The organism is Sedimenticola hydrogenitrophicus (assembly GCF_025175675.1).
GTDB classification, from domain to species: domain Bacteria; phylum Pseudomonadota; class Gammaproteobacteria; order Chromatiales; family Chromatiaceae; genus Sedimenticola; species Sedimenticola hydrogenitrophicus.
The window spans coordinates 18,959-42,054 of sequence record NZ_JANIOA010000040.1; the positions used below are offsets into that span (position 1 = coordinate 18,959).

General features: G+C 62.2%; 15 protein-coding genes. 7 read left to right on the top strand and 8 right to left on the bottom strand.

The features are described from left to right. Positions 1–21 precede the first annotated feature (21 nt). Positions 22–456, top strand: a complete 435-nt coding sequence (locus NPX02_RS17350; protein WP_260295086.1) for a DUF411 domain-containing protein — start codon at positions 22–24, stop codon at positions 454–456. A 216-nt stretch (positions 457–672) separates the two neighbouring features. Here NPX02_RS17350 and djlA read toward each other — a convergent pair whose 3' ends face one another. From djlA to NPX02_RS17370, 4 genes are all read right to left on the bottom strand, one after another. Next, entirely contained in the window at positions 673–1,473 is an 801-nt protein-coding gene (gene djlA, locus NPX02_RS17355; RefSeq protein ID WP_260295088.1) for a co-chaperone DjlA, read from the bottom strand. 121 nt (positions 1,474–1,594) lie between these two features. Beyond that, positions 1,595–5,107: a PAS-domain containing protein gene (locus NPX02_RS17360; RefSeq protein WP_260295089.1), complete on the bottom strand. Its 3,513-nt coding sequence runs from the start codon at positions 5,105–5,107 to the stop codon at positions 1,595–1,597. Continuing rightward, positions 5,107–5,388, bottom strand: coding sequence for a hypothetical protein (locus tag NPX02_RS17365; RefSeq protein ID WP_260295090.1), 282 nt, complete (start codon positions 5,386–5,388; stop codon positions 5,107–5,109). Before NPX02_RS17365 ends, NPX02_RS17360 begins: the two co-directional genes overlap by 1 nt. Positions 5,389–5,952: 564 nt before the next feature. After that, positions 5,953–10,734, bottom strand: coding sequence for an SUMF1/EgtB/PvdO family nonheme iron enzyme (locus tag NPX02_RS17370; RefSeq protein WP_260295091.1), 4,782 nt, complete (start codon positions 10,732–10,734; stop codon positions 5,953–5,955). A gap of 347 nt (positions 10,735–11,081) precedes the next feature. Between NPX02_RS17370 and NPX02_RS17375 the strand changes: the two genes are divergently transcribed. Both NPX02_RS17375 and NPX02_RS17380 read left to right on the top strand, forming a co-directional pair. Continuing rightward, on the top strand, positions 11,082–12,641 hold the full coding sequence (locus NPX02_RS17375) for a gamma-glutamyltransferase (protein WP_260295092.1): 1,560 nt from the start codon (positions 11,082–11,084) through the stop codon (positions 12,639–12,641). A 195-nt stretch (positions 12,642–12,836) separates the two neighbouring features. Beyond that, positions 12,837–13,316, top strand: a complete 480-nt coding sequence (locus tag NPX02_RS17380) for an HU family DNA-binding protein (protein WP_260295093.1) — start codon at positions 12,837–12,839, stop codon at positions 13,314–13,316. A gap of 189 nt (positions 13,317–13,505) precedes the next feature. Here NPX02_RS17380 and NPX02_RS17385 read toward each other — a convergent pair whose 3' ends face one another. Then, on the bottom strand, positions 13,506–14,027 hold the full coding sequence (locus tag NPX02_RS17385; RefSeq protein WP_260295094.1) for a retropepsin-like aspartic protease family protein: 522 nt from the start codon (positions 14,025–14,027) through the stop codon (positions 13,506–13,508). A gap of 102 nt (positions 14,028–14,129) precedes the next feature. Next, entirely contained in the window at positions 14,130–15,896 is a 1,767-nt protein-coding gene (locus NPX02_RS17390; protein ID WP_260295095.1) for a hypothetical protein, read from the bottom strand. Between the two features lie 412 nt (positions 15,897–16,308). Here NPX02_RS17390 and NPX02_RS17395 point away from each other — a divergent pair, with 412 nt between their 5' ends. Genes NPX02_RS17395 through NPX02_RS17410 form a run of 4 tightly spaced genes read left to right on the top strand, consistent with a single transcriptional unit; the run spans position 16,309 to position 21,398 of the window. Then, complete coding sequence (locus NPX02_RS17395) at positions 16,309–17,595, top strand: CoB--CoM heterodisulfide reductase iron-sulfur subunit A family protein (RefSeq protein WP_260295096.1); 1,287 nt, start codon at positions 16,309–16,311, stop codon at positions 17,593–17,595. A gap of 4 nt (positions 17,596–17,599) precedes the next feature. Next, a complete protein-coding gene (locus NPX02_RS17400; RefSeq protein WP_260295097.1) occupies positions 17,600–19,846 on the top strand; it encodes a hydrogenase iron-sulfur subunit in 2,247 nt (748 codons plus the stop codon). A 12-nt stretch (positions 19,847–19,858) separates the two neighbouring features. Next, the gene (locus tag NPX02_RS17405) at positions 19,859–20,482 is read left to right on the top strand and encodes a 4Fe-4S dicluster domain-containing protein (RefSeq protein ID WP_260295099.1); all 624 of its coding nucleotides are present in this window, start codon (positions 19,859–19,861) and stop codon (positions 20,480–20,482) included. A gap of 16 nt (positions 20,483–20,498) precedes the next feature. Beyond that, complete coding sequence (locus NPX02_RS17410; protein ID WP_260295101.1) at positions 20,499–21,398, top strand: CoB--CoM heterodisulfide reductase iron-sulfur subunit B family protein; 900 nt, start codon at positions 20,499–20,501, stop codon at positions 21,396–21,398. A 113-nt stretch (positions 21,399–21,511) separates the two neighbouring features. On the opposite strand, the gene msrA is transcribed toward NPX02_RS17410, so the two are convergent. Beyond that, positions 21,512–22,102 carry a peptide-methionine (S)-S-oxide reductase MsrA gene (gene msrA, locus NPX02_RS17415; protein WP_335342598.1) on the bottom strand — a complete coding sequence of 197 codons (591 nt, stop codon included), beginning with the start codon at positions 22,100–22,102 and terminating at the stop codon, positions 21,512–21,514. Positions 22,103–22,856: 754 nt separating this feature from the next. Next, positions 22,857–23,096: hypothetical protein (locus tag NPX02_RS17420; protein WP_260295102.1), on the bottom strand; the 240-nt coding region annotated here is incomplete at its 5' end.

Sequence of the window (23,096 nt, forward strand, 5' to 3'; positions counted from 1 at the left end):
AAATTACCCATGAAAACGCCCATGAACACACTGGCCAAACTGATCGCCACCGGCCTGCTGAGCCTGGCCGCCACCGTTGGCGTTGCCGGGGAGCTGATCACTGTCTACAAATCCCCCACCTGCGGCTGCTGCGGCGCCTGGGTCGAACACCTGAAGGCGAACGGCTTCGAGGTGCAGACCCACAACACCGACCGCATGGACCAGGTCAAGCAGTCGTTGGGAGTGAAACCGCAACACGCCTCCTGCCACACCGCCGAGATTTCCGGCTATGTGATCGAGGGGCATGTGCCGGCCGACGAGATCCGCCGTCTGCTGCGGGAGAAACCGGCGGTGGCCGGCCTGACCGTGCCCGGCATGCCGATGGGTGCGCCCGGCATGGAGGGTGCGCGCCAGGACCCCTATCAGGTGCTCACCTTTGACCGTGAAGGCAACAGCGCGGTCTACGCCGACTATTGAACCCCGTACTCCGGTCGCGGTAATGCCGTGGCTCTAGATTGGTGGGCACGCTTTTTTTGCCCCCGCGGAAACAACACCACGGAGACAGCGTGGGCACGGAAGACGTGCCCACGCTACCATTGCCTTTCCACTTGATGGGTTACGTCGTTCCTCCTCCACCCATCCTACGTTTCCAAGAAAGCACTGGCCGCATCACACCCTCGGAAACATGGGTAGCTACATATCCCGCGCCTCTTTCACCCGCTCATAGGCCTGGCGGATCTCGTGGGTCTTCTGGGTGGCCACCTTCATCATCTCCTCCGGCAGACCCTTGGAGACCAGCTTGTCGGGATGGTGCTGGCTCAGCAGCCGCCGGTAGGCCTTTTTCACCTCGGCATCGCTGGCATCGGAGGGGACATTGAGCATGGCGTAGGCGTCCTGCAGCGAGGGGCGGGCGGGCTTCGCCTCGGCGCGACGTCCGCCGCCGAAATGGCGCTCGGCGCGGATCATCTTCTCCAGGCGGCGGAAGGCGAATTCGGGAATGCCAAGCCGCTTGCAGATGTGCAGCAGCATCTGCTCTTCGGCCTTGTGCAGGCTACCGTCGGCGTAGGCCGCCTGCAGCTGGATCTCGATGAACATCTGGATCAGGGTATTGCGGCGATGGCACTCGGTACGGAACTGCTCCAGCACCCCGTCCAGGGGAAACCCGGCCGCCTTGCCCTGATTGAACAGGTTGATGGCGGTGCGGCGCATCTCCTCGCTGAGGTCCATCTCCGCCATCACCGAGCGGGCCAGGGCGATCTCGTCCGGCGAGACCCGCCCATCCGCCTTGGCGATGGCGCCCATCACCGAGAAGGTGGTGGTGAAGAAGGCGGTCTGTACCCGCTCCTGGTCGCCGGGGGCGAAGCGCTCGTCCCCGGACAGCCCCTTGATGCCCTTATCCAGATTGTGGCCCAGCACGGCCCCGAGGAGCGCGCCGATCGGCCCCCCCACCATGAAGCCGAACGCGCCGCCGGCCAATTTTCCCCACCAGCTCAATGGAGCCTCCCGTCATTTGTTGTTAGGGCATCGCGCGGTCCCGGCGTGCCAGCCGACGACAATACAACAGCCGGCGCGGCCGTTCCAGCCGAACCGGCGCTTTCCGCTGACCGGGAATGAATCAGACCCGTTCCGGCGGCTTCGTCGGCAGACGGATGACGAAACAGCTGCCTCCCTCCCTGACCGGCTTCACCTCGATGCTGCCGCGATGGTTCTGGGTAATGATGAAGTAGGAGACCGAGAGCCCGAGTCCGGTGCCGGAGCCGACCTCCTTGGTGGTGAAAAAAGGTTCAAAGATGCGCCGGCGCACCGCCGGGCTCATACCGGGGCCGTTGTCCTCGATCTCCACGCAGGCCCACTGCCGATCCCGATAGGCACGCAGGATGAAGCGGTCATTGCCACCGCTCTGGTCGCCGTTGGTGGCGGCCTCAAACATCGCCTGGGCACCGTTTTTCAGCAGATTGAGCAGCACCTGCTGGATCTGCCCGCCCTCGCACCAGGCCTCCGGCAGATCCGCGGCATATTCGCGTACGATGGAGATCCGTCTGAAATCGTAGTGCTTGGCCAGATTGTAGTCATTGGAGGCGATCTCCACGGTCTCATCGAGCAGCAGCCGCAGATCCCGCAGCTCAAACTTCAGGTCGCTCTTGCGGCTGAAACTGAGCATGCTGCTGACGATCTTGGCCGCGCGCTTGCCGGATTCCGAAACCATCTCCAGCAGTGGCGCGATGCCGCGTTTATCCATATAGCGGTCGATGGCCTCGATCGAGGTGCCGCAGGCCTCCGCCACCTGGCGATTTTTCGCCATCTCCGGCCCCAGCCGGGTGTTCATCACTTGCACACTCTGCACAATACCGGCCAGCGGATTATTGATCTCGTGGGCCATACCCGCCGCCAGGCCGCCCACCGAAAGCATCTTCTCGGACTGCACCATCATCTCTTCCATACGCACCGTCTCGGTCACGTCGTCCAGGCGGATCACCGCCCCCTCCACCGATTCGGCCAGCAGCGGATAGATGGTGACATCCATGTAATGAACCTCGCCCTTGGCGTCTTCCCAGCGCAGATTGGTCTCCTGGGCCGGCGCCAGCTCGCCGATGGCCCGCTCTACCTTCTGCAGGACGTCCGGAAACTGCGGGATCAGCTGGGTCAGTGTCTCACCAATGGCGGCTGCCGCCTTGATCCCGCTCATCCGTTCCGCCTCCCGGTTCCAGTGGGTGATACGGCCCGCCACATCGATACCGATCAGCGCCGACGGCATGGAGTCGATGATGTTGCCCAGCAGGTTACGCAGCCTGGTCAGTTCCAGCTCGGCCTGCTTGCGCTGGGTGATGTCGGTATAGGTGGTGACCACGCCGCCCGCCGCCAGGGGGGTGCGGCACAGCTCCAGCACGGTATCGTTGGGCCGCACCTTTTCAAACACCATCCGCTGCGGCTGGAAGGTGTCCCGGATGTACTGCTGGATAAAGGCCTCCCGATCCTCGACCAGGCCGTACTCACCCTGATCGATGTTATAGCTGCAGATATCACGCAGGGTGACGCCGCTGCGCAACATCCGTTCCGGCAGCCCGTTGATCTCCACGAAACGCCGGTTCCATGCCACCAGATTCATCTCCTTGTCGAACATGGAGATGCCCTGATCGACATTTTCAATCACCGACTTCAGTACTTCGCGACTCCCCTCCACGGCCGAGGAGGCTTCGTCAATAATGTCCAGTACGCTGTCCAGGTTGATATTGGTACGCCGCAGACTGCTGTTGATCATCACCCGGGCGGAGGCGGAGCCGACCACCCCGGCGAGCAATTTCTCCACCTGGGTGAGCAGATCCGCCGGTGCATCCATGCCGGGCGAATAGGCCGAGGAGCCGCTGTCGCGATAGCGCCCAAACAGCTGCTCCACCCGGTGACGGTCGACGAACCGCTCAACGATCCGCTCCAGGTCGGCGATGCGGATCTGCCCCTCCCAGGGGCGGGTGGCGTACTCACTCTTGGGCGAAAACACATCCACAAACGCCCGCGCCTGGGTTCGCTCGATCAGACTCTGGCGGGAGAACAGGGACACCAGCAGATAGAGTCCGATATTGAAAAAGGCGCTCCAGAAGAGACTGTGAATCAGCGGATTTTCCCAGGCCACACCAAACAGCGCCTGGGGTTTCAGCAAACCGATCTCGAACGGTCCCAGCTCGACGATGGACAGCGGCAGCCAGCCGGACTGGGCGAAGGCCGGCAGCACCAGGGTGTAGCCCCAGACCAGAAAACCGCTCATCAGGCCGGTCAGGGCCCCGGCCAGAGTCGCCCCCTTCCAGAAGATGCCGCCGATGATCAGCGGCGCAAACTGGGCCGCCGCCGCAAAGGAGACCAGGCCGATGGTCACCAGCGCATAGGAGTCGCCGATGAGCGTGACATAGCTGTAGGCGAGGAACAGCACACCCAGAATACTCAGCCGGCGCAGCGCCTTGAGCATGCCGGTGGCCGTGTCGGAGGCCCTGCTGCCGAAATGGAACAGGCGCAGGCGCAGCAGCAGCGGCACGATCAGATCGTTCGAGACCATGGTACTCAGGGCCACGGTCGCCACGATCACCATACCGCTGGCGGCGGAGAGGCCGCCGATATAAACCAGCAGCGCCAACCCCGGCTGCTCCGCCACCATCGGCAGCGCCAGCACGAAGGTGTCGGGATTGACCGCCCCGGGCGGAAAGGTGACCAGCCCGGCGATGGCGATCGGTAGTACAAAAAAGTTGATCGCCAGCAGATAGAGCGGAAACAGCCACATCGCCTTATCCAGATGCGAGCGGTTGGTGTTCTCCACCACCGTGACCTGAAACTGGCGCGGCAGGCAGAAGATCGCCAGCCCCGCCAGCACCATCAGCGAGGTCCAGCTGCCGCTTTCGAACAGTGCCTCTCCGGAGATCAGGCGGGCGAGCCCCTCATCCGCTTCCACCCGGTCAAAGATCGACTCGAATCCGTCAAACATGAAGAAGGTGACAAAGACGCCGACCGCCAAAAAGGCAAACAGCTTGACCAGTGACTCAAAGGCGATCGCCACCATCAATCCTTCATGGTGCTCCGAGGCGTCCAGGCGCCGGGTGGCAAAAAGGATGGTGAACAAGGCCAGCACGATAGTGACGTAGAACGCCTTGTCATTGAGTACGCTGGTGGTGTGGGGAAGATAGGTGCTGATCGTGGGGTAGCCCCCCAGGATATCGAAACTGGTGGAGATCGCCTTCAGCTGCAAGGCGATGTAGGGCATGATGCCGATCACCGCCACCACCGTCACCAGACCGGCCAGCTTCTGGCTCTTGCCGTAACGGGAGGAGATGAAGTCGGCAATCGAGGTGGTGTGCTGCGCCTCGGCAATTTTCAGGATCTTGCGCAACAGAAACGGCGCCACCAGAAACACCAGGGTGGGCCCCAGATAGATGGGCAGGAAACCGATGCCGTCGGTCGCCACCCGGCCGACACTGCCGTAGAAGGTCCAGGAGGTGCAGTAGACCGCCAGGGACAGCGAGTAGACATAAGGATTGGCGCCGATGCTGCGCCCCTGCCGGGCACGCCTGTCGGCATAGTGGGCGATCAGGAACAGCAGCCCCAGGTAGGCCAGCGAGGTAACGAAGACCAGCCAGACAAACGGCATCAATACCGCCCTTTGCGCAGGGTGCCGGCCCTGGAACGCCAGGCTTCCCTGAGCAGCCGCCAGACTTTCGGATAGACCACCAGGACAATCAGCAACAACCAGATCAGGTTAATATAGAGGATGATCAGCGGCCAGCCGAAGAGACGGCTACCCGTGGCGCTGGAGAAGATCTCCAACAGCGGCGGATTCAGCATCATCGCCCCGATCAGCGCGGCCACCAGCATCCGCGCCCGACCGCCGCCTTTCGCCGTCACCCGCACTCGTTCTCGCTCTGTTGCCATACCTGCCCTGTGCCCACGACATTACTTCATTCACAGTATAGGTGATCCGGGGCGATGGATGGTTGCACCGGGCTTCCGGCAGCAGCGCCGGTGCGGCGCGGCGGGCTTGTGAACCGCATCGTTAGCGACATCCGTTTTCCTGAGCACAGCCGGGTTAGCTGGGAAATCAGGAAACCCTAAAGGTTTGCCGGCGGCGTCCGCTAATTATAGTGAGATCAATCAGTCCACCGACTCCAGGGGTGCAATATGATCCGTGTATATGACATGACCAGCGGCGAACGACTCCCACAGAGCCGTTCAGAAAGGCGGCCAACCCCGGTCCACTGTGAGGGACCCTGCGACATCCTGCGCCCCACCCTTCAACTCCAGGAGATCCCGCTTGTGTACGAACCTGAGCCGGCATGGCTGAAGTCCGATCTCATACTGAAACCTATCGATAGTTTCTTCGTTTAAAATAGACACCCACCCACAGGCCCGTGATGCTGCAGCGTCACGGGCCTTTTCATTAGGGCCTGTCAAGAAATAAAGGCCCTTATCACAAGGAGCCCGCATCAGGCGCGGCAATCAGCGCACCTCACGGACTACCCGGAAACCGAGCACCAGCAGCCGGGTATCCACTTCATGCCGCCCCCGCCGGGTGACCCGCAGACTCACGCCCGGCTTGTTGAATGCACCACCCCGCACCACCCGCTCGCGACACCCCGGCTCCTGCCAGCTCGATCCATCGGTCGGCGCGCCCTCGTAGGAGCCGTGGTAACAGTCCTCCACCCACTCCATGACGTTGCCCGCGGTGTTGTGAAGGCCGAACGGATTGGCCACGAAGCGGCCCACCGGCGCGGTTGAGGCACCGTCCCATTCGCTGCCGCAGTTGAAACAGTTGGCGTTACCCGAGCCCAGATCAAAACCCCACCAGTATGGCGTATCGGTACCCGCCGCGGCCGCATACTCCCACTCCGCCTCGCTCGGCAGCCGGTAGCGCTGGCCGGTCTGCTCGCTCAGCCAGTCGGTATAGGCCCTGGCGTCATTCCAGCTGACATTGATCACCGGGCGCGGCCCCTGTCCCCAGCCGAGGTCATCCGGCAATCCGCGTCCGGTGGCGGCGGCGAACCGCGCATACTCCCGGAAGGTCACCTCGTAGCGCCCGATACTAAAGCTGCGCAAACGCACTTCATGTACCGGCTGCTCTTCACTGGCCAGCTGGCTGATGGCGCTGCCCATGCGGAATACCCCACCCGCGACATAGACCATCTCCGGGCCGCTTCCGCCGGTGGCCAGAGGGTCCTGGATCAAGCTGCCGGTGGCCGTTCCCCGGGGCTCAGGGGGGGGCTTGGGCGTCACCGGCTCACGCGGGGCAACCACCGGCGCCCGCGGTATTTCCGGCACCGCGGGCGTCGGCGTCCGAGGCGGTTTGGCGAGCGGCGCGGCGACCGGTGGCGCCACCGGGGCAACGGGCTCACTCTCCGGGCTCGGGGAGACAACCGGCGCCGCCCCCAGGAAGCCGCTGATGATCTCGCCATTGCCCCCCAGGAGGGAGAGCGCCTCCGCCACCCCGAAGGCCAGTACCGCCCCGATCAGCACACCGACCAGTTTTTGTCGGCTGGAACTGTGGCCGACCACCAGCGGGCCCATCGACGCGGCCAGCCGCTTGTCCAGCAGATCATCCCGGGGACGCCCGTGTTCGATCTGCTTCTGCAGCGCATACAGCGAATCCTCGACCTGCTTGCGCGCCTCCAGCGCCTCATCTTTTTTGAAAGTCGCCTCGTCGGCCTCGACCTGGGCCGCTTCCAGTGCCAGTTTGAGACGATCGATCTCGCTGTTGCGCTCTTCGGTCTTCTCTTCCAGCAGCAGGCTCTCTTTGCGCGTCCTTTCCAGCTCGGCGCTGCGCTCATCCAGCGAACGCTTCAGCTTGTCGATATCCTGGCGCAGTACTTCACACTCCGCGGCATCGACCGAGCTGTTGAGCTCCAGCTCCTTGAGTGCGCCATGCGCCTCCTCCAGCGCCTGCTGCAGTTCGGCTACCCCTTTGGCCGGTGTTCCGGTGGCCGGCGCTTCCACCGCGGCCTCCTCCGCCTGGCACCGCTGGTACGCCTCGGCCTCGACCTGCTCACGCAACGCGTCCAGGGCCTCGCCGAGACGCGCCACTTCCTGCTCGGCAGCCGCCTTCTGTTCCCGCAGCCGCGCATTGTCCTCCGCCCCCGGCGCCGCCGCGCGCAACTGCTCCAGCTCCTCCTGTAGCTGCGCCTTCTCCCGGACGAGCGTGTCGTAGGCCTTGTCCGCCTCGTCCAGCGCGTCGTTCAGGGTCTCCAGTTCGGCCTGCACCGCCTTGATTTCATTCTGTGCCGCCGGGCTACTGGCGGCCACCCGGCCGGCCGCTGCCAGGGCATCTTCGGCCGCGACCCGCGCCGCGGTTGCCTCCGCCAGTTCCGCACGCAGGAAATCCACCTCTTCGGTGGAGGGCCGTTCCTCCGCCTGTGCCGCCTCGGCCAGTCGGGCTTCGAGCTCGGCGCGGCGCTGGCGATCGTTCTCCAGCTGCCGGGTGAGGTCGCCGCGTTCGGTGTCCAGACCGGAGAGCTCGGCGGTCAGCTGTTCACGCTCCCGGTGTAACTCCTGCAGCGCCTGCTCGGCCGCTTCCAGCCGGGCCGTTGTCTCCTGCACCTCGGCCTGATCCGTGTCCCGTAGTTGCTGCAACTCCGTCAGGGACTGCGTCTTCTCCTGTGTCGCCTGGCGGGCCGACTCAAGCTCCGCGTTGGCCGCAGCGAGCGCCTGTGTCAGCCGCTCCAGTTCATCCTGTTGCCGGCCGCGCGCCTGTTCGTCCTCGGTCCCGGCGCGCTGCTCCCGCTCCATCTGCAAGCGCAGTTCGACCAGGCCGCTCTCCCGCTCATCGGCGAGTTGCTGCAGCTGAACAAAGCTCTTCTGCAGCACCGCCAGCTCCGCCGCCACCCGGTCCCGCTCATCTGATGCGGCCTGTAATGCGAACTGTGCCTGATTCCGTCCCTCGACCGCCTCATCGAGTGATTGCCGTAGCGCCGCCTCCTGATCACTCTGTCGCTCTGTCTGCGCCTGTTTCAGGACCTGCCGTTCGGCATCCAGATCACCGATGCGGGCATCGGCGGCCTCCAGTTCGGCGCGCAGCCGGTCCAGTTCGGCATTGAGCAGCCGCTGCTGTTGATCGGCGCTCGCCAATGCCGCGTCGCGCGCGGTGTCATCGGCACCCCGCTCCGCCAGGGCCGCCTCCAGTGATTCGATCCGGCTGTTGGCCGCCGCCAGGATTTCGGCCATGGCCTGCACCTGTTCGGCCGCCTCGCTCTGCTGCCGTTCATGGGCGGCGCGTAACGCGGCCGCCTCCTCCTGCAGCGCCTGCAGGTCGCGCTGTGTCGCCTGCTGTTGTTCCTGGGCCGCTTCCGCCGCCTGCCGGGATTGGCTCAGCTCATCCCCCCGTTGCGCCAGCACGGCCTGCACCCCCTCCAGGGCCTCCTGCAACCTTCCGGCCTCCTCGTCCAGCGTGGTTTTCTCCGCCTGGAGCTCGCCCAGTTCCGTGCGGCTGTCACTCAGCGCCCGCTGCAGTGTTTCCTGGGCCTCGACCAGGGACTCCCTGAGCCCTGCCTCTTCCTGCTGTTTCGCCAACGCCGCTGCGGCCGCCTGCCTTGTGTGCGTCAGCTCACCCCCCAGCTGCTCCAGCTCGGCGCGCGCCCCCTCCAGGGCTTCCTGCAACCTTCCGGCCTCCTGTGCCAGCATGGTTTTTTCCGCCTGGAGCTCGCCCAGTTCCGTGCGGCTGCCGCTCAGCGCCCGCTGCAACGCCTCCTGGGCCTCGGTCTGGGACTGCTGCAGTCGCGCCTCCCCCTGCTGCTGCGCCTCCAGGCGTTTCTCCAGCTTGCCTATCTGTTGATAGACCTCGCCCAGCTTGTCCTGCAGCTGATCACGCTCGCCGGCCACATCCGCCAGCTGCGCCTCAATGTATGTCTGCTGCTTTTTCAGGGTTTCGCGGGTTTTCTCGCCGGCATCCAGCTGTTTCTGCAGCTGCTCCACTTCGCCGGCCAGCCGTCGGCTCGCTTCGCCCTCCCGGGTTTCCGCCGCTTCCGCCTCCACCAGACGCCCTTTGAGCTTTTCCAGCATCAGCTTCATTTTCAGTGCCCGCTGCATCTGTTCCTGGGCCTGGGCCTCGGTTTTCTGCAGCCGCTCGCGCAGCAGCCCGGCCTCGTCATCCGGTGCCGAGCCGATATCCGGCACGCCTTCCTCGGGACCCGCCTGTTCCGGGTGCAGGTTGATGACTTGCGCGCGCTCCCGGGACTTGTCCCGGTGCAACGCCTCATCGGGTACCGATTCGAGTCCCCGCTGCAGCACATAGGCATCCAGCCCCTGTTCCATCAGCAGATAGACCGCCGTGGAGCTCACCAATCCGTCCTGACAGTAGATGACATAGGGTTTCTGTTTATCGAGTTCCGGCAGTGCCGAGCGCAGGGCATTGAAGGGTACGCTCCGGCTGTTCGGAATCTGCACGCGTTGATGCTCCTGGGGCGATCGAACATCCAGCCAGACGGCGCCCTTCTCCACCTTGTCCAGCGCCACCTCATAGCTGATGGCGTTGGCCAGCGGCAACTTGATGTATTCAACGAAATCCTTTTTCCCCAGCCGAAACAGGACGCCGTCGGTGAGCATGGAGACGGTGCTGCCGCGCGGCTTGCCGGAGAGCAGCGACTCCTCGCCCAGGCAGTGGCCGGCACCGACCTGCGCGAGCTCCTCGATCTCCCCATCCCCCCGTTCCCGGGTGATGGAGCACTGGCCGCGGTTGATCAGGTAGAAGTAGTCCCCGTCGTCGCCCTGGCGGATCACCAGCTCGCCGGCCGCAACCTGCACCTCCTCCATGCGCATCATGATATTCTGGATATTGGCCGCCGGTATGCGCTGAAAAATCGGTGACTGCAGCAGCTGGCCCATCCAGTCATCGTCGGCGTCGGCGCTCAGCTCTTCAACCCGATACAGGGCGTTACCACCACGGGTCAGCAGCTCACTGAGCTGGTGACTGTCAATGCGGACAATTTCGGCCTTGGTTCTGGCCTGAACGGAAAATTTGCGCGGCAGGTGGTGGGCCACGGGATAGCGCGCCATGTTGCTGTCGGCGGCAACGGCATCCACCTCCTTGCCATCCTCCAGCAGGGCGACCCTGCCCGAGAGCAGATAGATGCGCTCGGGATTGGTATCGCCTTCATGGAACAGGTAATCGCCCTTGGCAATCTTCTCAAACTCGACCGCCTCCATCAGCTCGGCCAGGGTCTCTTCCGTGAGCGTATTCAGCGGTACCAGCTTCCGCAAAATATTCAAACCGTTCTGTTTTGGCACTACCGCCATAGACAATCCCCCATGCGCCCGCCCTGAGGGCGTTCACAATCGATGTTCACTTTCCACGCCAGCACCTGCGTTCCGGCGGGTAATCCTACGCAAAGCATAGATCAAACCATCCCGGCTTCGGGCCGCCCTCATCCACCATCGGGCGATGCCATACTGTTGTCAGAGTGGAAGAAAATCTGTTTTCATACCGGGCAAGTCCAGTACCGGCGCGGTCCGGATCGCTGCGGATACCGCCTTGCCTGCCGCCGTTTCAGGATAGAAACTAGCCAATGGAAACATAGAGTTTATCGGTATCATTAGACTAATACTTGAACTGATGCCACAGATTCAACCCGAGCACAACATAAATGAAAAAATCAGCAGGAATCGTGGCGGCCGGTCATCCGGTCACCGCCAGCGCCGCAACGGAGATTCTGCGCGCCGGCGGCAACGCCTTTGATGCCGCGCTGGCGGCACTGTTCGCTGCCTGCGTCGCCGAGCCGGTGCTGGCCTCCCTCGGGGGTGGCGGCTTCCTGACGGCCCAGTCCGCCGACTCGCAACCGTTGCTGTATGACTTTTTCGCCCAGACACCCCATGCCCGGCCGGTTGAATCAGAACTCGATTTTTATCCCATCCTGGCCGACTTCGGCACCGCCCAGCAGGAGTTCCATATCGGCATGGGATCGATCGCCACCCCGGGGGCGATCAAGGGGGCCTTCGCCATCCACCGCGACCTCGGCAGTATGCCGTTGCGGGAGATCATTCAGCCGGCCTGTGAAGCCGCCCGCGACGGCGTGCGGGTAAACAGCTTTCAGCACTACATCGCCGAGATCGTATCCCCCATCATCCAGTCAAGTCCGGAGGCGCTGCAGTTGCATGCCAGCGCGCGGCAACCGGGCGTGATCGCCGGGCGGGATGAGACGGTGTGCAATCCCACCACGGCGGATGGCTTCGAGATCCTGGCACTGGAAGGGGAGGCGCTGTTTTACCGCGGCGAGATGGGGCGCCAGCTGACCAGCGACTGCCATGGCCATGGCGGCTGTCTTACCCCGACCGACCTGGAGTCTTATCAGGTGGTACGGCGATTACCACTGACCCTCGACTATCGCGGCACCCGGCTGTTCACCAATCCGCCGCCCTCCATCGGCGGTATCCTGATCGCCTTCACCCTGGCGCTGCTGGAGCAGGAGCGGCTGGGGCAGTACCGGGTCAACAGCGCCGCCCACCTCGGTCGCATCAGCCACGCCATGAAGCTGACCCAGCAACTGCGCAGCGACCAGGGGATCGGCGCGGGTGGCACGGCAGCATCCGGGCTCGACATCCTCTCCAGCGAACTGCTCGGCCGCTACCGGGAGGTGATGCGCAATCACAAGGGTTTCTCCCGCGGCACCACCCAGATCAGTATCGCCGACGGGGCAGGCAATCTGGCCAGCATGACCCTGTCCAACGGCGAGGGGTCGGGCTATGTGCTGCCCGGATGCGCCATCATGCTGAACAACATGCTCGGCGAAGAGGATATCAATCCGCACGGGTTCAATCGCTGGCCGTACAATCGGCGCATCGCTTCCATGATGTCCCCTTCCCTGGTGAACACCGCCGCCGGCGATACCATCGCGCTCGGCTCGGGCGGCTCCAACAGGATACGCAGCGCCATTCTCCAGGTGCTGATCAATCTGATCGACTTCGGCATGGAGATCGAACCGGCGGTCGAACAACCACGCGTGCATTTCGAGTCCGACCTGCTGAATATCGAAAACGGACCTTCCGCCGCCACCCTCCGGGCACTGGGAAAGGAGTTTGCCGACATCCGCTGCTGGCCGGAAAAAAACCTGTTCTTTGGCGGCGCCCACTCGGTGATGCGCAAAAACAATGGCCAACTCTCCGGCTGCGGCGACAGTCGCCGGGGCGGCGTCTGCTATCGCTTGTGATCCCGCACGCCAACCCTGAAAGGGTCGAAGCGCGGCGTACCCGTCAGACCTGATCCATACCGCCGCGCCCCGGAAAATCCGGGGAAATGTGAAAAAGGCCGGTTTTTACTGCATTTCCGCTTGGAAGTACTTGGAAAAACACAAATCTATGCTATGTTTAGCGCGCACTCATCAGGTCTAACCCAGGAGTTTTCCATGGCCGTCAAGAAAAAAGCTGCAAAAAAAACCGCCGCTAAAAAAGCACCCGTAGCAAAGAAGAAGGTCGTCGCCAAGAAAGCCGTAGCTAAAAAGGCGCCCGTCAAGAAAGCCGCCGCGAAAAAGGCCCCCGTCAAGAAAGCCGCTGCTCCAGCAAAACCCAAGGCCATCACCGCCAAACAGACCAAGACCCAGATCCTTCAGGCCATCGCCGAAGAGACCGGTCTCAGCCGCAAGCAGGTCGGTGACGTGTTCAACTCACTGGGGGGCCTGGTCAAGGGACACATGATCCGTCGCGGATCCGGTGAATTCGCCATCCCTGAAACCGGCGTCAAGGTCCGCCGGGTGGTCAAACCGGCACGCAAGGCGCGCATGGGCCGCAACCCGGCCACCGGCGAACCGATCAAGATCGCCGCCAAGCGGGCAACCACCGTGGTCAAGGTCACCGCGCTGAAGGCGTTGAAAGACACTGTCGCCTGATAGATAAAACGGGCGGCCTGTCCGACAGTCGCCGCCCGCTTCATTTAGGTCCACCCGCGCCGGTGGCAGTTTCCCCGGTCGTAGCTACTCACCCGGCCTGCAAGTAATTGGCCTGGTTTGTTGGCCGATCTTGATCCAGCCATCGTGTGAGGCCGGCAAGGCAATCACCCCGTGAGTAGTTACCCCCGGTCATAACTTTCTCAGCATCAGCTGATCGCCCCGCTGTGTCCACTCCAGCTGCTTCAGAAAACTCATGCCCAGCAGCACCTCGCTGCCCGTCATGGTCGGCAATACGCTGGCGCTCACATCGGTCAGCGTAATCTCCCCCAGCCCGACTTCGGACAACCGCGTCTGCCACGAGGCGACCGTGCCGTTGGCGGTCTGACTCAGCGACTGCCGTCCCCTGGGCAGCTCCAGGCGCTGCGCCAGTTCATCGGAGATGGCCACATCGGTGGCGCCGGTATCCAGCAGGAACAGCACCGGATGACCATTGATACGGCCGCTCGCCACATAGTGGCCCGCGCGGTTGCGTTTCAGTACCACCTGTGCCCCACGATTATCCCGCAGCGTGAGCGGTGCCTGGTTGGGATTGTGCTGCTTCTCCAGGATCCCGTTGAACAGAAACGCCATCAGCCCCAGCAGCAGCACCCAGGAGAGGATCATCATCCACCTGCCGATACCCCCGACACCGCCGCCCTGCCCGTTGTTCATCGTATCCCCACCGCTGTCCGCGTTGAATTCATCTTAACAGCAGACATTGGGCAGACAAGCGGAGTTCAACCAGCGACCGGTACGATGCCGTTCCCGGCGCGCTCAGATACTGTTCCAGAGCTGTTCGAAATCCGCCACCTCGATCCCCTGGTCATCCACCGCCTGCGGTTCCGGCAGGGCTTGGTCATGATAATAAAACTGGATGAAGGCGCCCGTGGCCTCGATCTCCCGACTGAGCACGATTTCCCGTTTCTGGCCCTGCGTCACCAGCCAGGTGCGCTCCCCCGCTTCGGAGAAGAATGGCAGGGTAATGATCGTTTGATCCTCCTGCGGGCGCTGCAGCAACAGGCCGGAGCTGTAGCTCTCCTGCCCGCCCCCCCACTGGCGGTAAAAAATCACCGTCTCCACATCACCACCTATCAGCTCCACGCCGAAGTCGATCACCTGCGGACGCTCGGTGCGCATCCAGCGCACCACACCCAGACGCAACGACTCCTCGCCTTCTCTGTCCCAATGAGTTACCGCCACCAGTTCCCCGACACTGATAGACTCCGCCGCGTTGGCACTCCAGCCCAGTTGGAAGCCGCTGCTGCCTTCGTTGTATACCGGGCAGTTGTGGGAGAGCGGGAGGGTCGATGCCGACGGAACCTCTCCGACCTTGGCGGTGGACCCGGCGCCGGCAATCACATGCTCATCCGCACTCAGGTCGGAACGGGGTATGCCGCGGGCGGCCTTACTGGTTTCTTTCCGTGGACCGGCTGAATTGAAGGCACCGGGGTTGGCGCCGGCGTCGGCTATCCGCTCGCCACCCAACTCGCGGTAAATTGCCTCCAGGCCCCGGACCAGAACCACCTCTCCCTCCGTCTGGTCTCGCTCGGTCACCCGACTGGATCCGATCCCCCAGATCAGCATCAGCCGCGCCAACAGATCGGGTGAGATCTTGTCCGGGGCATCCTGGGGCCGCATGGCGCCATGCAGGGCGTCCACCGCCTCCAACTCGGAGGCCAGGCCGACCGCCAGATCGCTGGTGTCCAGCACCCAGCCACGCTGCACCTGATGATCGCGCTCGCCCCCCATACGTCGAGGCGGCTCATCGCTGCCGATATCCACGATAAAGGGGCCGTCGTCGCTACTCGAACGGCCCAGATCCAGCAGCCGCGCCTCCGGCACCCAGCGCGGCAGCGCCAGATAGACCCGCACAGCTTCCCCCTGCAGCAGCCGATAGGGGCCCGCCAGGGAGAGCAGTAATATCTGCTTGTAAAGATCATTTACCGTGGCTTGCGTGGGCAGGCGCCTATCCAGATTTCCCACCTGCCGGTCCGCCAGTTTCTGGTCGCAGGCGTAGTGGTGGATACCATGAATCTCCCGCCAGATGTGGGCGGGTGCCGGCCGATAGAGCTGGTACTCCTGCAGCAGCCGCCGGCCGAGGAAATAGAGTACCCGGTGCAGGGCCAAGGCACGATTGGCCTTGTGCAGCAACTGCCCGGTTAAATGCTCCAGGTGATACTGATCGAGCACCACCTTGTAACCCTGGGTGGCCAGGATGCACAGGCTGCCGTGCATGTCGGCCATTAGCGTCGCCCGCCGGCTGAGTGGCAGCGGTATCCGGGCATAACCCTTCTCCAGCGCCTCCAGCACCACCATTAACGAGTTCGCCAGCGCCTCCAGATTGCTCACCCGGCTGGCCACCGGCATTATCGAGGCGTTCATCCGCTGCAATAGCTGATGTAAATCCTGCGCGACCTGGCCGATATTGCCGATCGGCAACTGCTCCATCAGCTGCTTGAAGCGCCTGGGTTCGAAAGTATCGTCACCCTTGGGCAATGGTGTACGTCCGGGCAGGAGATAGGGATTGGTGCTCTCGGCCACGGCAGTTCTCCTTATTATTTTCCTGGGTTGGCATAGTGTTCTGCTGGCGGGGATCGCGACACCCCCGGTTTCGCCCGACGACGACCGCCGCGGTTCGCTACGCCCCCCGGTCGCCATCAATGGCCCGTCGCCGCCGGATTCATCAGATTCCCATATCCAGAGTATAGTCCGCCCACACCCATCAACATTATTCATATCCGGGCCGCACCTGATACAACGTACCTATGCACGCATCGGAAATTTCGATTGCCGCAACACCGGTTTAATCTGGCGGGATCGAACCGAGAAGAGTATCTTACCAAATTCTAAATTATGGGTTTTTACGTACCCTGAATGGTGACCGCAATTCCCATCGGGATCCCTTGTCAGCCCAGATAATCGATTGAACCCTTTCCGCGACGGAGGAACATCCATGACGGAAGTAATTGCAACCAACCAGACCATCCTGGTGGTCGGTGGCGGTATCAGCGGCCTCACCGCCGCCCTGGAAGCCGCCGAAACAGGAAAGCAGGTCGTCCTGGTTGAAAAACGTCCCTATGTTGGTGGTCGTGTCACCCAGCTGTACAAATATTTCCCCAAGCTCTGCTTCCCCACCTGTGGACTGGAAATCAATCAGCGCCGGGCGAAGATGAACCCCAACCTGACCATCCTGACCATGGCCGAGGTGACCGACATCCAGGGCGACGCGGGCAACTACACCGCCAGCGTGAAGATCAGTCCCCGCTACGTGAATGATAACTGCACCGGTTGCGGCGACTGCGCCCGGGCGGTCAGCGCCGAGTTTGACGATGAGTTCAACTACGGCCTGGGCAAGCGCAAGGGAGCCTACCTGCCGCACCGCATGGCTCATCCGCAACGCTACGTGATCGACCCGGCGATCCTCGGCACCGACGAGGCGGAAAAGGCCAAGACAGCCTGCAAGGTGAACGCGGTCGATCTGGAGATGCAGGAAGAGACGGTCTCCTTCAAGGCCGGCGCCGTGGTCTGGGCCACCGGCTGGCAGCCGTACGACGCCAACAAGATCCAGCCCTACGGTTATGACCGCTTCCAGAATGTCGTCACCAATGTGGAATTCGAGCGCATGGCCGATCCCAACGGACCGACCGGCGGCAAGATTTTGCGCCCCTCCGATGGCGAGGTGGCGAAGAACATCGCCTTCATCCAGTGCGCCGGTTCGCGTGACAAGAACCACCTGCTGCACTGCTCGCGCATCTGCTGCATGGCCACCCTGAAGCAGACCCATTATGTGCAGGAGGCGCTGGGCGACGAGGGTAAGTCCACCATCTACTACATCGATATCCGCGCTATCGACCGGTTCGAGGATTTTTACCAGGCGGTGCGGGAGAATCCCAACGTCTCCTTCATCAAGTCCAAGGTCGCCTCGATCACCCAGAACAAGGAAAACAGCAACCCGGTGCTGAACGGGGTGGATACCGAGGGTTATCACCGCTATGCCAACGAGCATGACCTGGTGGTGCTGGCGGTGGGCATGCAGCCCAGCGTCGACAAGGCCAGCTTCCCGGTGGATATCGTGATCAATGAAGAGGGCTTCATCGAGCCCGCAACAGAAAACGGCGGTATCTTTGCAGCCGGCTGCTCTTCCGATGCGCTGGATGTGAATCGCGCGGTCCAGCAGGCCACAGGCGCCGCACTGCGCGCCATTCAGGTAGTAAACCGCGTCGCCGGAACGGAGGGTTAACAACGTGTCTGACGAAAAGAAATTTGCCGGTTATATCTGCACAGGCTGCGGAATCGGTGAGCGACTGGACTCCAGCCAGCTGGAGATGATTGCCACCCGCGAAGGCAAGATGCAGTCTTGCAAGCAGCATGAGATGCTCTGCAGCAGCGAAGGAGTGCAGATGATCCGGGACGACATCAGCAGTGAGGGTGCCAGCCACATCATGATCGCCGCCTGCTCGCGGCGCGCCAAGGTGGAGGCCTTCAACTTCCCTGAAGTCGCCATGACCCGCGCCAATCTGCGCGAGGGCGTCATCTGGGTGCGCCCGGATGCACCGGAGCACCAGGAGACCACCCAGGAGATGGCGGACGACTACATCCGCATGGCCTGCGCCGAACTGCGCTCCCTGAAGCTGCCCCACGCCTCCGGCGAACAGAGCCTGAACAAGACCATCCTGGTGGTGGGCGGCGGCATCACCGGCATGACCGCGGCGCTGGAATCCGCGGCGGCCGGTTATCCGGTGCACATCGTCGAGAAGCAGGGCGCCCTGGGCGGTCAGGCGGCCGGCTACGCCAAGGCCATCCCCACCCGTTCACCTTACAAGGAGCCGCGCGATACCGGCGTGGCCGAGATGATCGCGGCCATCGAGGCCAGCGGCCTGATCACCGTGCACCTCAACAGCACCGTGGCCAAGACCGCCGGCGCGCCCGGCCGCTTCAATGTGGATATCGCCACCGAATCCGGTGCCGTCAGCAACGAGACCTTCGGCGCCATTATCCAGGCTACCGGTTTCAAGCTGTACGATCCCTCCAACCTGCAGCAGTACGGCTACAGCAGCAGCCCGGACATCGTTACCAATGCCGAGCTGGAAAAGCTGGTCAAGGCCGCCGCCGGCGGACCCGTCAAGCGCCCCTCCGACGGCAAGGAAGTGAAGGCGGTTGCCTTCGTACAGAACGTCGGCCAGAGTTCCAGCGAAGAGGGTCAGCTGTCGTACCACTCCGGTATCGGTGACCTGATCGCCATCAAGCAGGCGATGTACTTCAAGGATCAGAACAGCGATTGCGACACCACCATCCTGTTCAACAACCTGCGCACCCCAGGTGCCGCCGGCGAGGACTTCTACCGCGCCGGCCAGGAGAAGATGATTACCTTCTCCAAGGCCCAGGTCAGCGAAGTGGTCCCCGGCGACAGCCTGGAGGTCAAGTTCCAGGACCTGATCCTGGACGAGGAGACCAGCATGCAGGCCGATCTGGTGGTCCTGGACGTGGGCATGATGCCCAACTCCGGTCCCGATCCCTACGCCGTGCCGATCGTCATCGACGAGAAGGCGGAGGCCGCCAGCGAGACGCCCAGGGCACCGACCGTGACGGTCGACTCGATCCTCAACCTGGACTATCGCCAGGGGACCGACCTGCCGCATCTGAAGAACGGCTTCACCGATTCGCACTTCATCTGCTTCCCCTATGAGACCCGCCGCACCGGCATCTACGCCGCCGGTCCGCTGCGCCGTCCCATGGACATGCGCCAGGCGCAGGATGACGCCGCCGGTGCCGCAATGAAGGCGATCCAGGCGGCGGAGAATGCCGGCAAGGGCATGGCCGCCCATCCGCGTGCCGGCGACCTGTCGTTCCCCAGCTTCCGTATGGATGGCTGCACCCAGTGCAAACGTTGCACCGTGGAGTGTCCGTTCGGCGCCATCAACGAGGACGAGAAGGGCTACCCGCTGTTCAACGAGTCACGCTGCCGCCGTTGCGGCACTTGCATGGGCGCCTGCCCGGTGCGCGTGATCTCGTTCGAGAACTACTCGGTGGAGTCGGTCAACCAGCAGATCAAGAACGTGGAGGTGCCGGAGGAGTTCGACGAGAAGCCGCGTATCCTGGTGCTGGCGTGCGAGAACGACGCCTACCCGGCGCTCGACCAGGCCGGCATGAACGGTGTCGAGATCAACCCCTGGGCCCGGGTCATCCCGGTGCGCTGCCTCGGCTCGGTCAGCCTCTCCTGGATCACCGACTCGCTCAACAGCGGCTATGACGGCATCGTGCTGATGGGTTGCGCCAAGGGCGACGACTATCAGTGTCACTTTGTGCGTGGCTCGGCCATGGCCCATGAACGCATGGACAAGGTGGGGGACACCCTCTCCTCCCTCAACCTGGAGCCGGAGCGGGTCGTGGTCTACGAGGTGGCAATCACCGATATCGAGCGTGCGCCCAAGCTGATCAACGATATGGCTGAGACGGTCGAGAAGATCGGCCTGAGCCCGTTCAAGTTCTAGGGGATACGGATTATGAGCGATTTAAATAGCGCAATGACCGAAAGGTACCACAACAGCTTCCTCAAGGAGGTTGAGGCCAACGTCGAAGAGGGCGAATGGGTCAAGATGTGCATGCAGTGCGGCGTCTGCGCCGGTTCCTGCCCGCTGGGCAACGCCTGGGAGCACACCCCGCAGAAACTGTTCATGATGATCCGCGCCGGCAAGCGCGAGGCGGTGCTCTCGTCCGACGCCATGTGGATGTGTACCTCCTGCTACAACTGTATCGCACGCTGCCCACGCGGCCTGCCCATCACCCACATCATGCACGGCCTGGCGCACTACGCCAAACGCCTCGGCCTGGTGCCGAAGAACCAGCCAACCGCACAGTTCTCGCAGATCTTCTGGGACAACCTGATGAAGAAGGGCCGGGTCAACGAGCTGAAGCTGGGCCTCGCCATCTACTTCAAGGACGGCTTCGGCCAGGGCATCAAGAACGCCCTCGCCAACAAGCAGCTGGGCCAGAACATGATGAAGGCCAAGCGCATGAATGCCATGGAGTTCTTTGGCGGCCACAGCATCAAGGACACCGGCGGTCTGCAGAAGATGATCAAGAAGGCCCAGGAGATCGAAGATGCCAAAATCCAGGGCAACAGCTAAGTGAGGACCGACCAAGATGGCTAAGAAAGAAGTCTCATACTACCCGGGATGCTCCTCACAGACAGGGGCCTCATCATCCAACATGATGCGCGCCACCCAGACCATGTGCGACGAGCTGGACATCCAGCTCAACGAGATCCCGGACTGGAACTGCTGCGGCGCCTCGATCGGCTACGGCGGTGGCGGCGAGCTGCCGCGCCTGACCCTGTCGGCGCGCAATATCGCGCTCTCCGAGCAGCACAACCCGGGCCAGGAGATCGTCGCCACCTGCGCCGCCTGCTGGCTCTCCACCCGCGAGGCGAAAGAGCGCCTGCATGAAGACGCCAACATGTTCCGCGACGCCAACACCGCGCTGAACGAGATCAACCTGAAACTGAACAACCAGACCCCGGTGCGCCACATGGTGGAAGTGCTGGTGGAGGACATCGGTTTCGAGGCGATCAAGGCGAAGGTGAAGAAACCGCTGCAGGGGCTGAAGATCGCCAGCTATGTCGGCTGCCAGACCAACCGCCCGTTCGGCATCGCCGAGGAGTCGTTCGAGAACCCGGTCTACCTGGACCACCTGATCGAGAGCGTGGGCGCCGACTCCATCCCCACCTACGAGAAGAAGGTGCAGTGCTGCGGCGGCGCCCTGGCCTTCTCCGAGCCGGAGAAGTCCCAGGAGATGATCCACGGCATCATCGAGGCGGCCTACGACCACGGTGCCGACCTGATCGCCACCCCGTGCCCGCTGTGCCAGGCCAACGTGGAGATCTACCAGGACCAGATCAACGCCCGCTTCGGCAGCAAGTTCAACATGCCGGTGGTCTACTACAGCCAGCTGATGAGCGTCGCCTTCGGCCGCAACAGCAAGGACTCGGCTCTGGACGGCCAGATCATCCGCGCCAAGTCGCTGGAAGAGATCGCCGGTAAATAGTTCCACTAAGAAGCAATCAATATAACTATAACGTTTCGGCCCTCGAGTGAGGGCCGTTTGTTTTTACCGGGAAACCGGATGGGTGCAAGCGGAAAGACGTAACCCCTGTCGGCTCAATGGGTCGCCTTGTCCCCCCAGATCTTCTTCAGCCGCTGATCACGACCGCAGTTCCAGCGGTAAAAGTTGTAGCGGACCGGATTGTTCTTGTAGTAATCCTGGTGATAGCTCTCGTCGCCCTTGATGGGATAAAAGGTGGCCGCATCCAGGATTGGCGTCACCACCTCCTGGTCGGGAAATTGCGCCGCCACTTTCGTTTTCGACTGTTCGGCAAGCGCGCGCTCCCGCTCGTTGGCGACAAAGATGGCGCTCAGGTAACTCGGACCCCGGTCACAGAACTGTCCACCATCGTCGAACGGATCGACATTAACCCAGTAGTGATCCAACAACTGCTCATAACTGACCTTGTCCGGATCGTAGGTGATCTCCACGGCCTCGTAGTGGCCAGTGTGATCGCCGTTGTAGGTGGGGTTCTCCGCCGTGCCGCCGGTAAAACCGGAGATGACATCGGTCACCCCCTCGAGCTTCTCGAAGTCGGCCTCCATGCACCAGAAGCAGCCACCCGCCAATACCGCTTTCTCCGCGGCAACATCGGCTGCACCGAGGAGCGCGCTCACGGTTAGTATAAGTATCGCCTTATGATTCACAATATTCTCCCTTCAATTCAACCGCATGGCCAACAACCATAATGCTGTCGGCTTAGAATTCAACACCATTTCAGGAGTATAGAGGCAGACTCGGCTTTGCCGCCCGTCCACTTCTCCCTAGGTGACCCTATTCACGGGTGAAATATTTCAGGATGAGGCTATTCGGCCTGGGCGCCTTCCCCCTGCACCCATAGAATTGTGGGTCTGCTGTACCTTGTTATCCTGAACCAGAAGTCTGTCGAGGCGGACATCACCGGCGTTGTGGCGAAAAAGCGGTTGCGTATCAGCCAGGACGTGCGTTGCGAAAAACCTGTATTGTGACCGCCGGCAATAGACCTATCCCGCAACAACAGTCGTCAACAAATCCCGCTGGGTAAACTGAGACACCTACAATTTAATTGACAAGCATTTGATAATCCGTAGACTCTATCGCTACGAATAAAAATACTTCAAGGAGGAAGTCATGACCCACGCAAGAAGCAAGTGTCTCTGCCAGGTCGCCATACCTTACTATCACCGCATCAGCTGTCGTGTACGACGGGTCTTTCTCCGAAGTGAAGACACGTCCGGCAATTACTATAAGCACCGTAGAACCTGGGTGACCCCCCGGTTGCGTAAGTTGATCGGCGTCTTTGCCATTGACATCCGTACCTGTGCGGTGATGTCCAACAGTATCATCTGGTGTTACGGATTGACCGTTGCAAAGGCCGGGAGTGGAACAACCGGACGGTTAGCGAACACTGGGGCAATTTATTCAAGCCGGCATTATTGATTGTTGGCCTACTTTCACATTGCTTGCGATAACCGGCGAATAAATAGTAAGCGTCCAGTTTCCGTATTCAGCAAGCAGTTGAATCCATTTGTTTGTCAGGATGATAACGATCTCATGGAGATGAAGAACACACTCGGTTTTAAAATGCCTGAGCGCAGCGCCGCGCCCGCCGGTTCGCTGCTGCTTAAACCAAAGGAGACCGCCGCCTGGATCAGCAGTCTG

Bases quoted from the DNA above. Each gene is read 5' to 3' on its own strand.
- NPX02_RS17375 (WP_260295092.1), top strand. From the start codon at position 11,082: ATGAAAAAATCAGCAGGAATCGTGGCGGCCGGTCATCCGGTCACCGCC.
- NPX02_RS17365 (WP_260295090.1), bottom strand. From the start codon at position 5,388: ATGGCAACAGAGCGAGAACGAGTGCGGGTGACGGCGAAAGGCGGCGGT.
- NPX02_RS17405 (WP_260295099.1), top strand. From the start codon at position 19,859: ATGAGCGATTTAAATAGCGCAATGACCGAAAGGTACCACAACAGCTTC.
- NPX02_RS17385 (WP_260295094.1), bottom strand. From the start codon at position 14,027: ATGAACAACGGGCAGGGCGGCGGTGTCGGGGGTATCGGCAGGTGGATG.
- NPX02_RS17380 (WP_260295093.1), top strand. From the start codon at position 12,837: ATGGCCGTCAAGAAAAAAGCTGCAAAAAAAACCGCCGCTAAAAAAGCA.
- NPX02_RS17395 (WP_260295096.1), top strand. From the start codon at position 16,309: ATGACGGAAGTAATTGCAACCAACCAGACCATCCTGGTGGTCGGTGGC.
- NPX02_RS17360 (WP_260295089.1), bottom strand. From the start codon at position 5,107: ATGCCGTTTGTCTGGCTGGTCTTCGTTACCTCGCTGGCCTACCTGGGG.
- NPX02_RS17350 (WP_260295086.1), top strand. From the start codon at position 22: ATGAACACACTGGCCAAACTGATCGCCACCGGCCTGCTGAGCCTGGCC.
- NPX02_RS17410 (WP_260295101.1), top strand. From the start codon at position 20,499: ATGGCTAAGAAAGAAGTCTCATACTACCCGGGATGCTCCTCACAGACA.
- NPX02_RS17370 (WP_260295091.1), bottom strand. From the start codon at position 10,734: ATGGCGGTAGTGCCAAAACAGAACGGTTTGAATATTTTGCGGAAGCTG.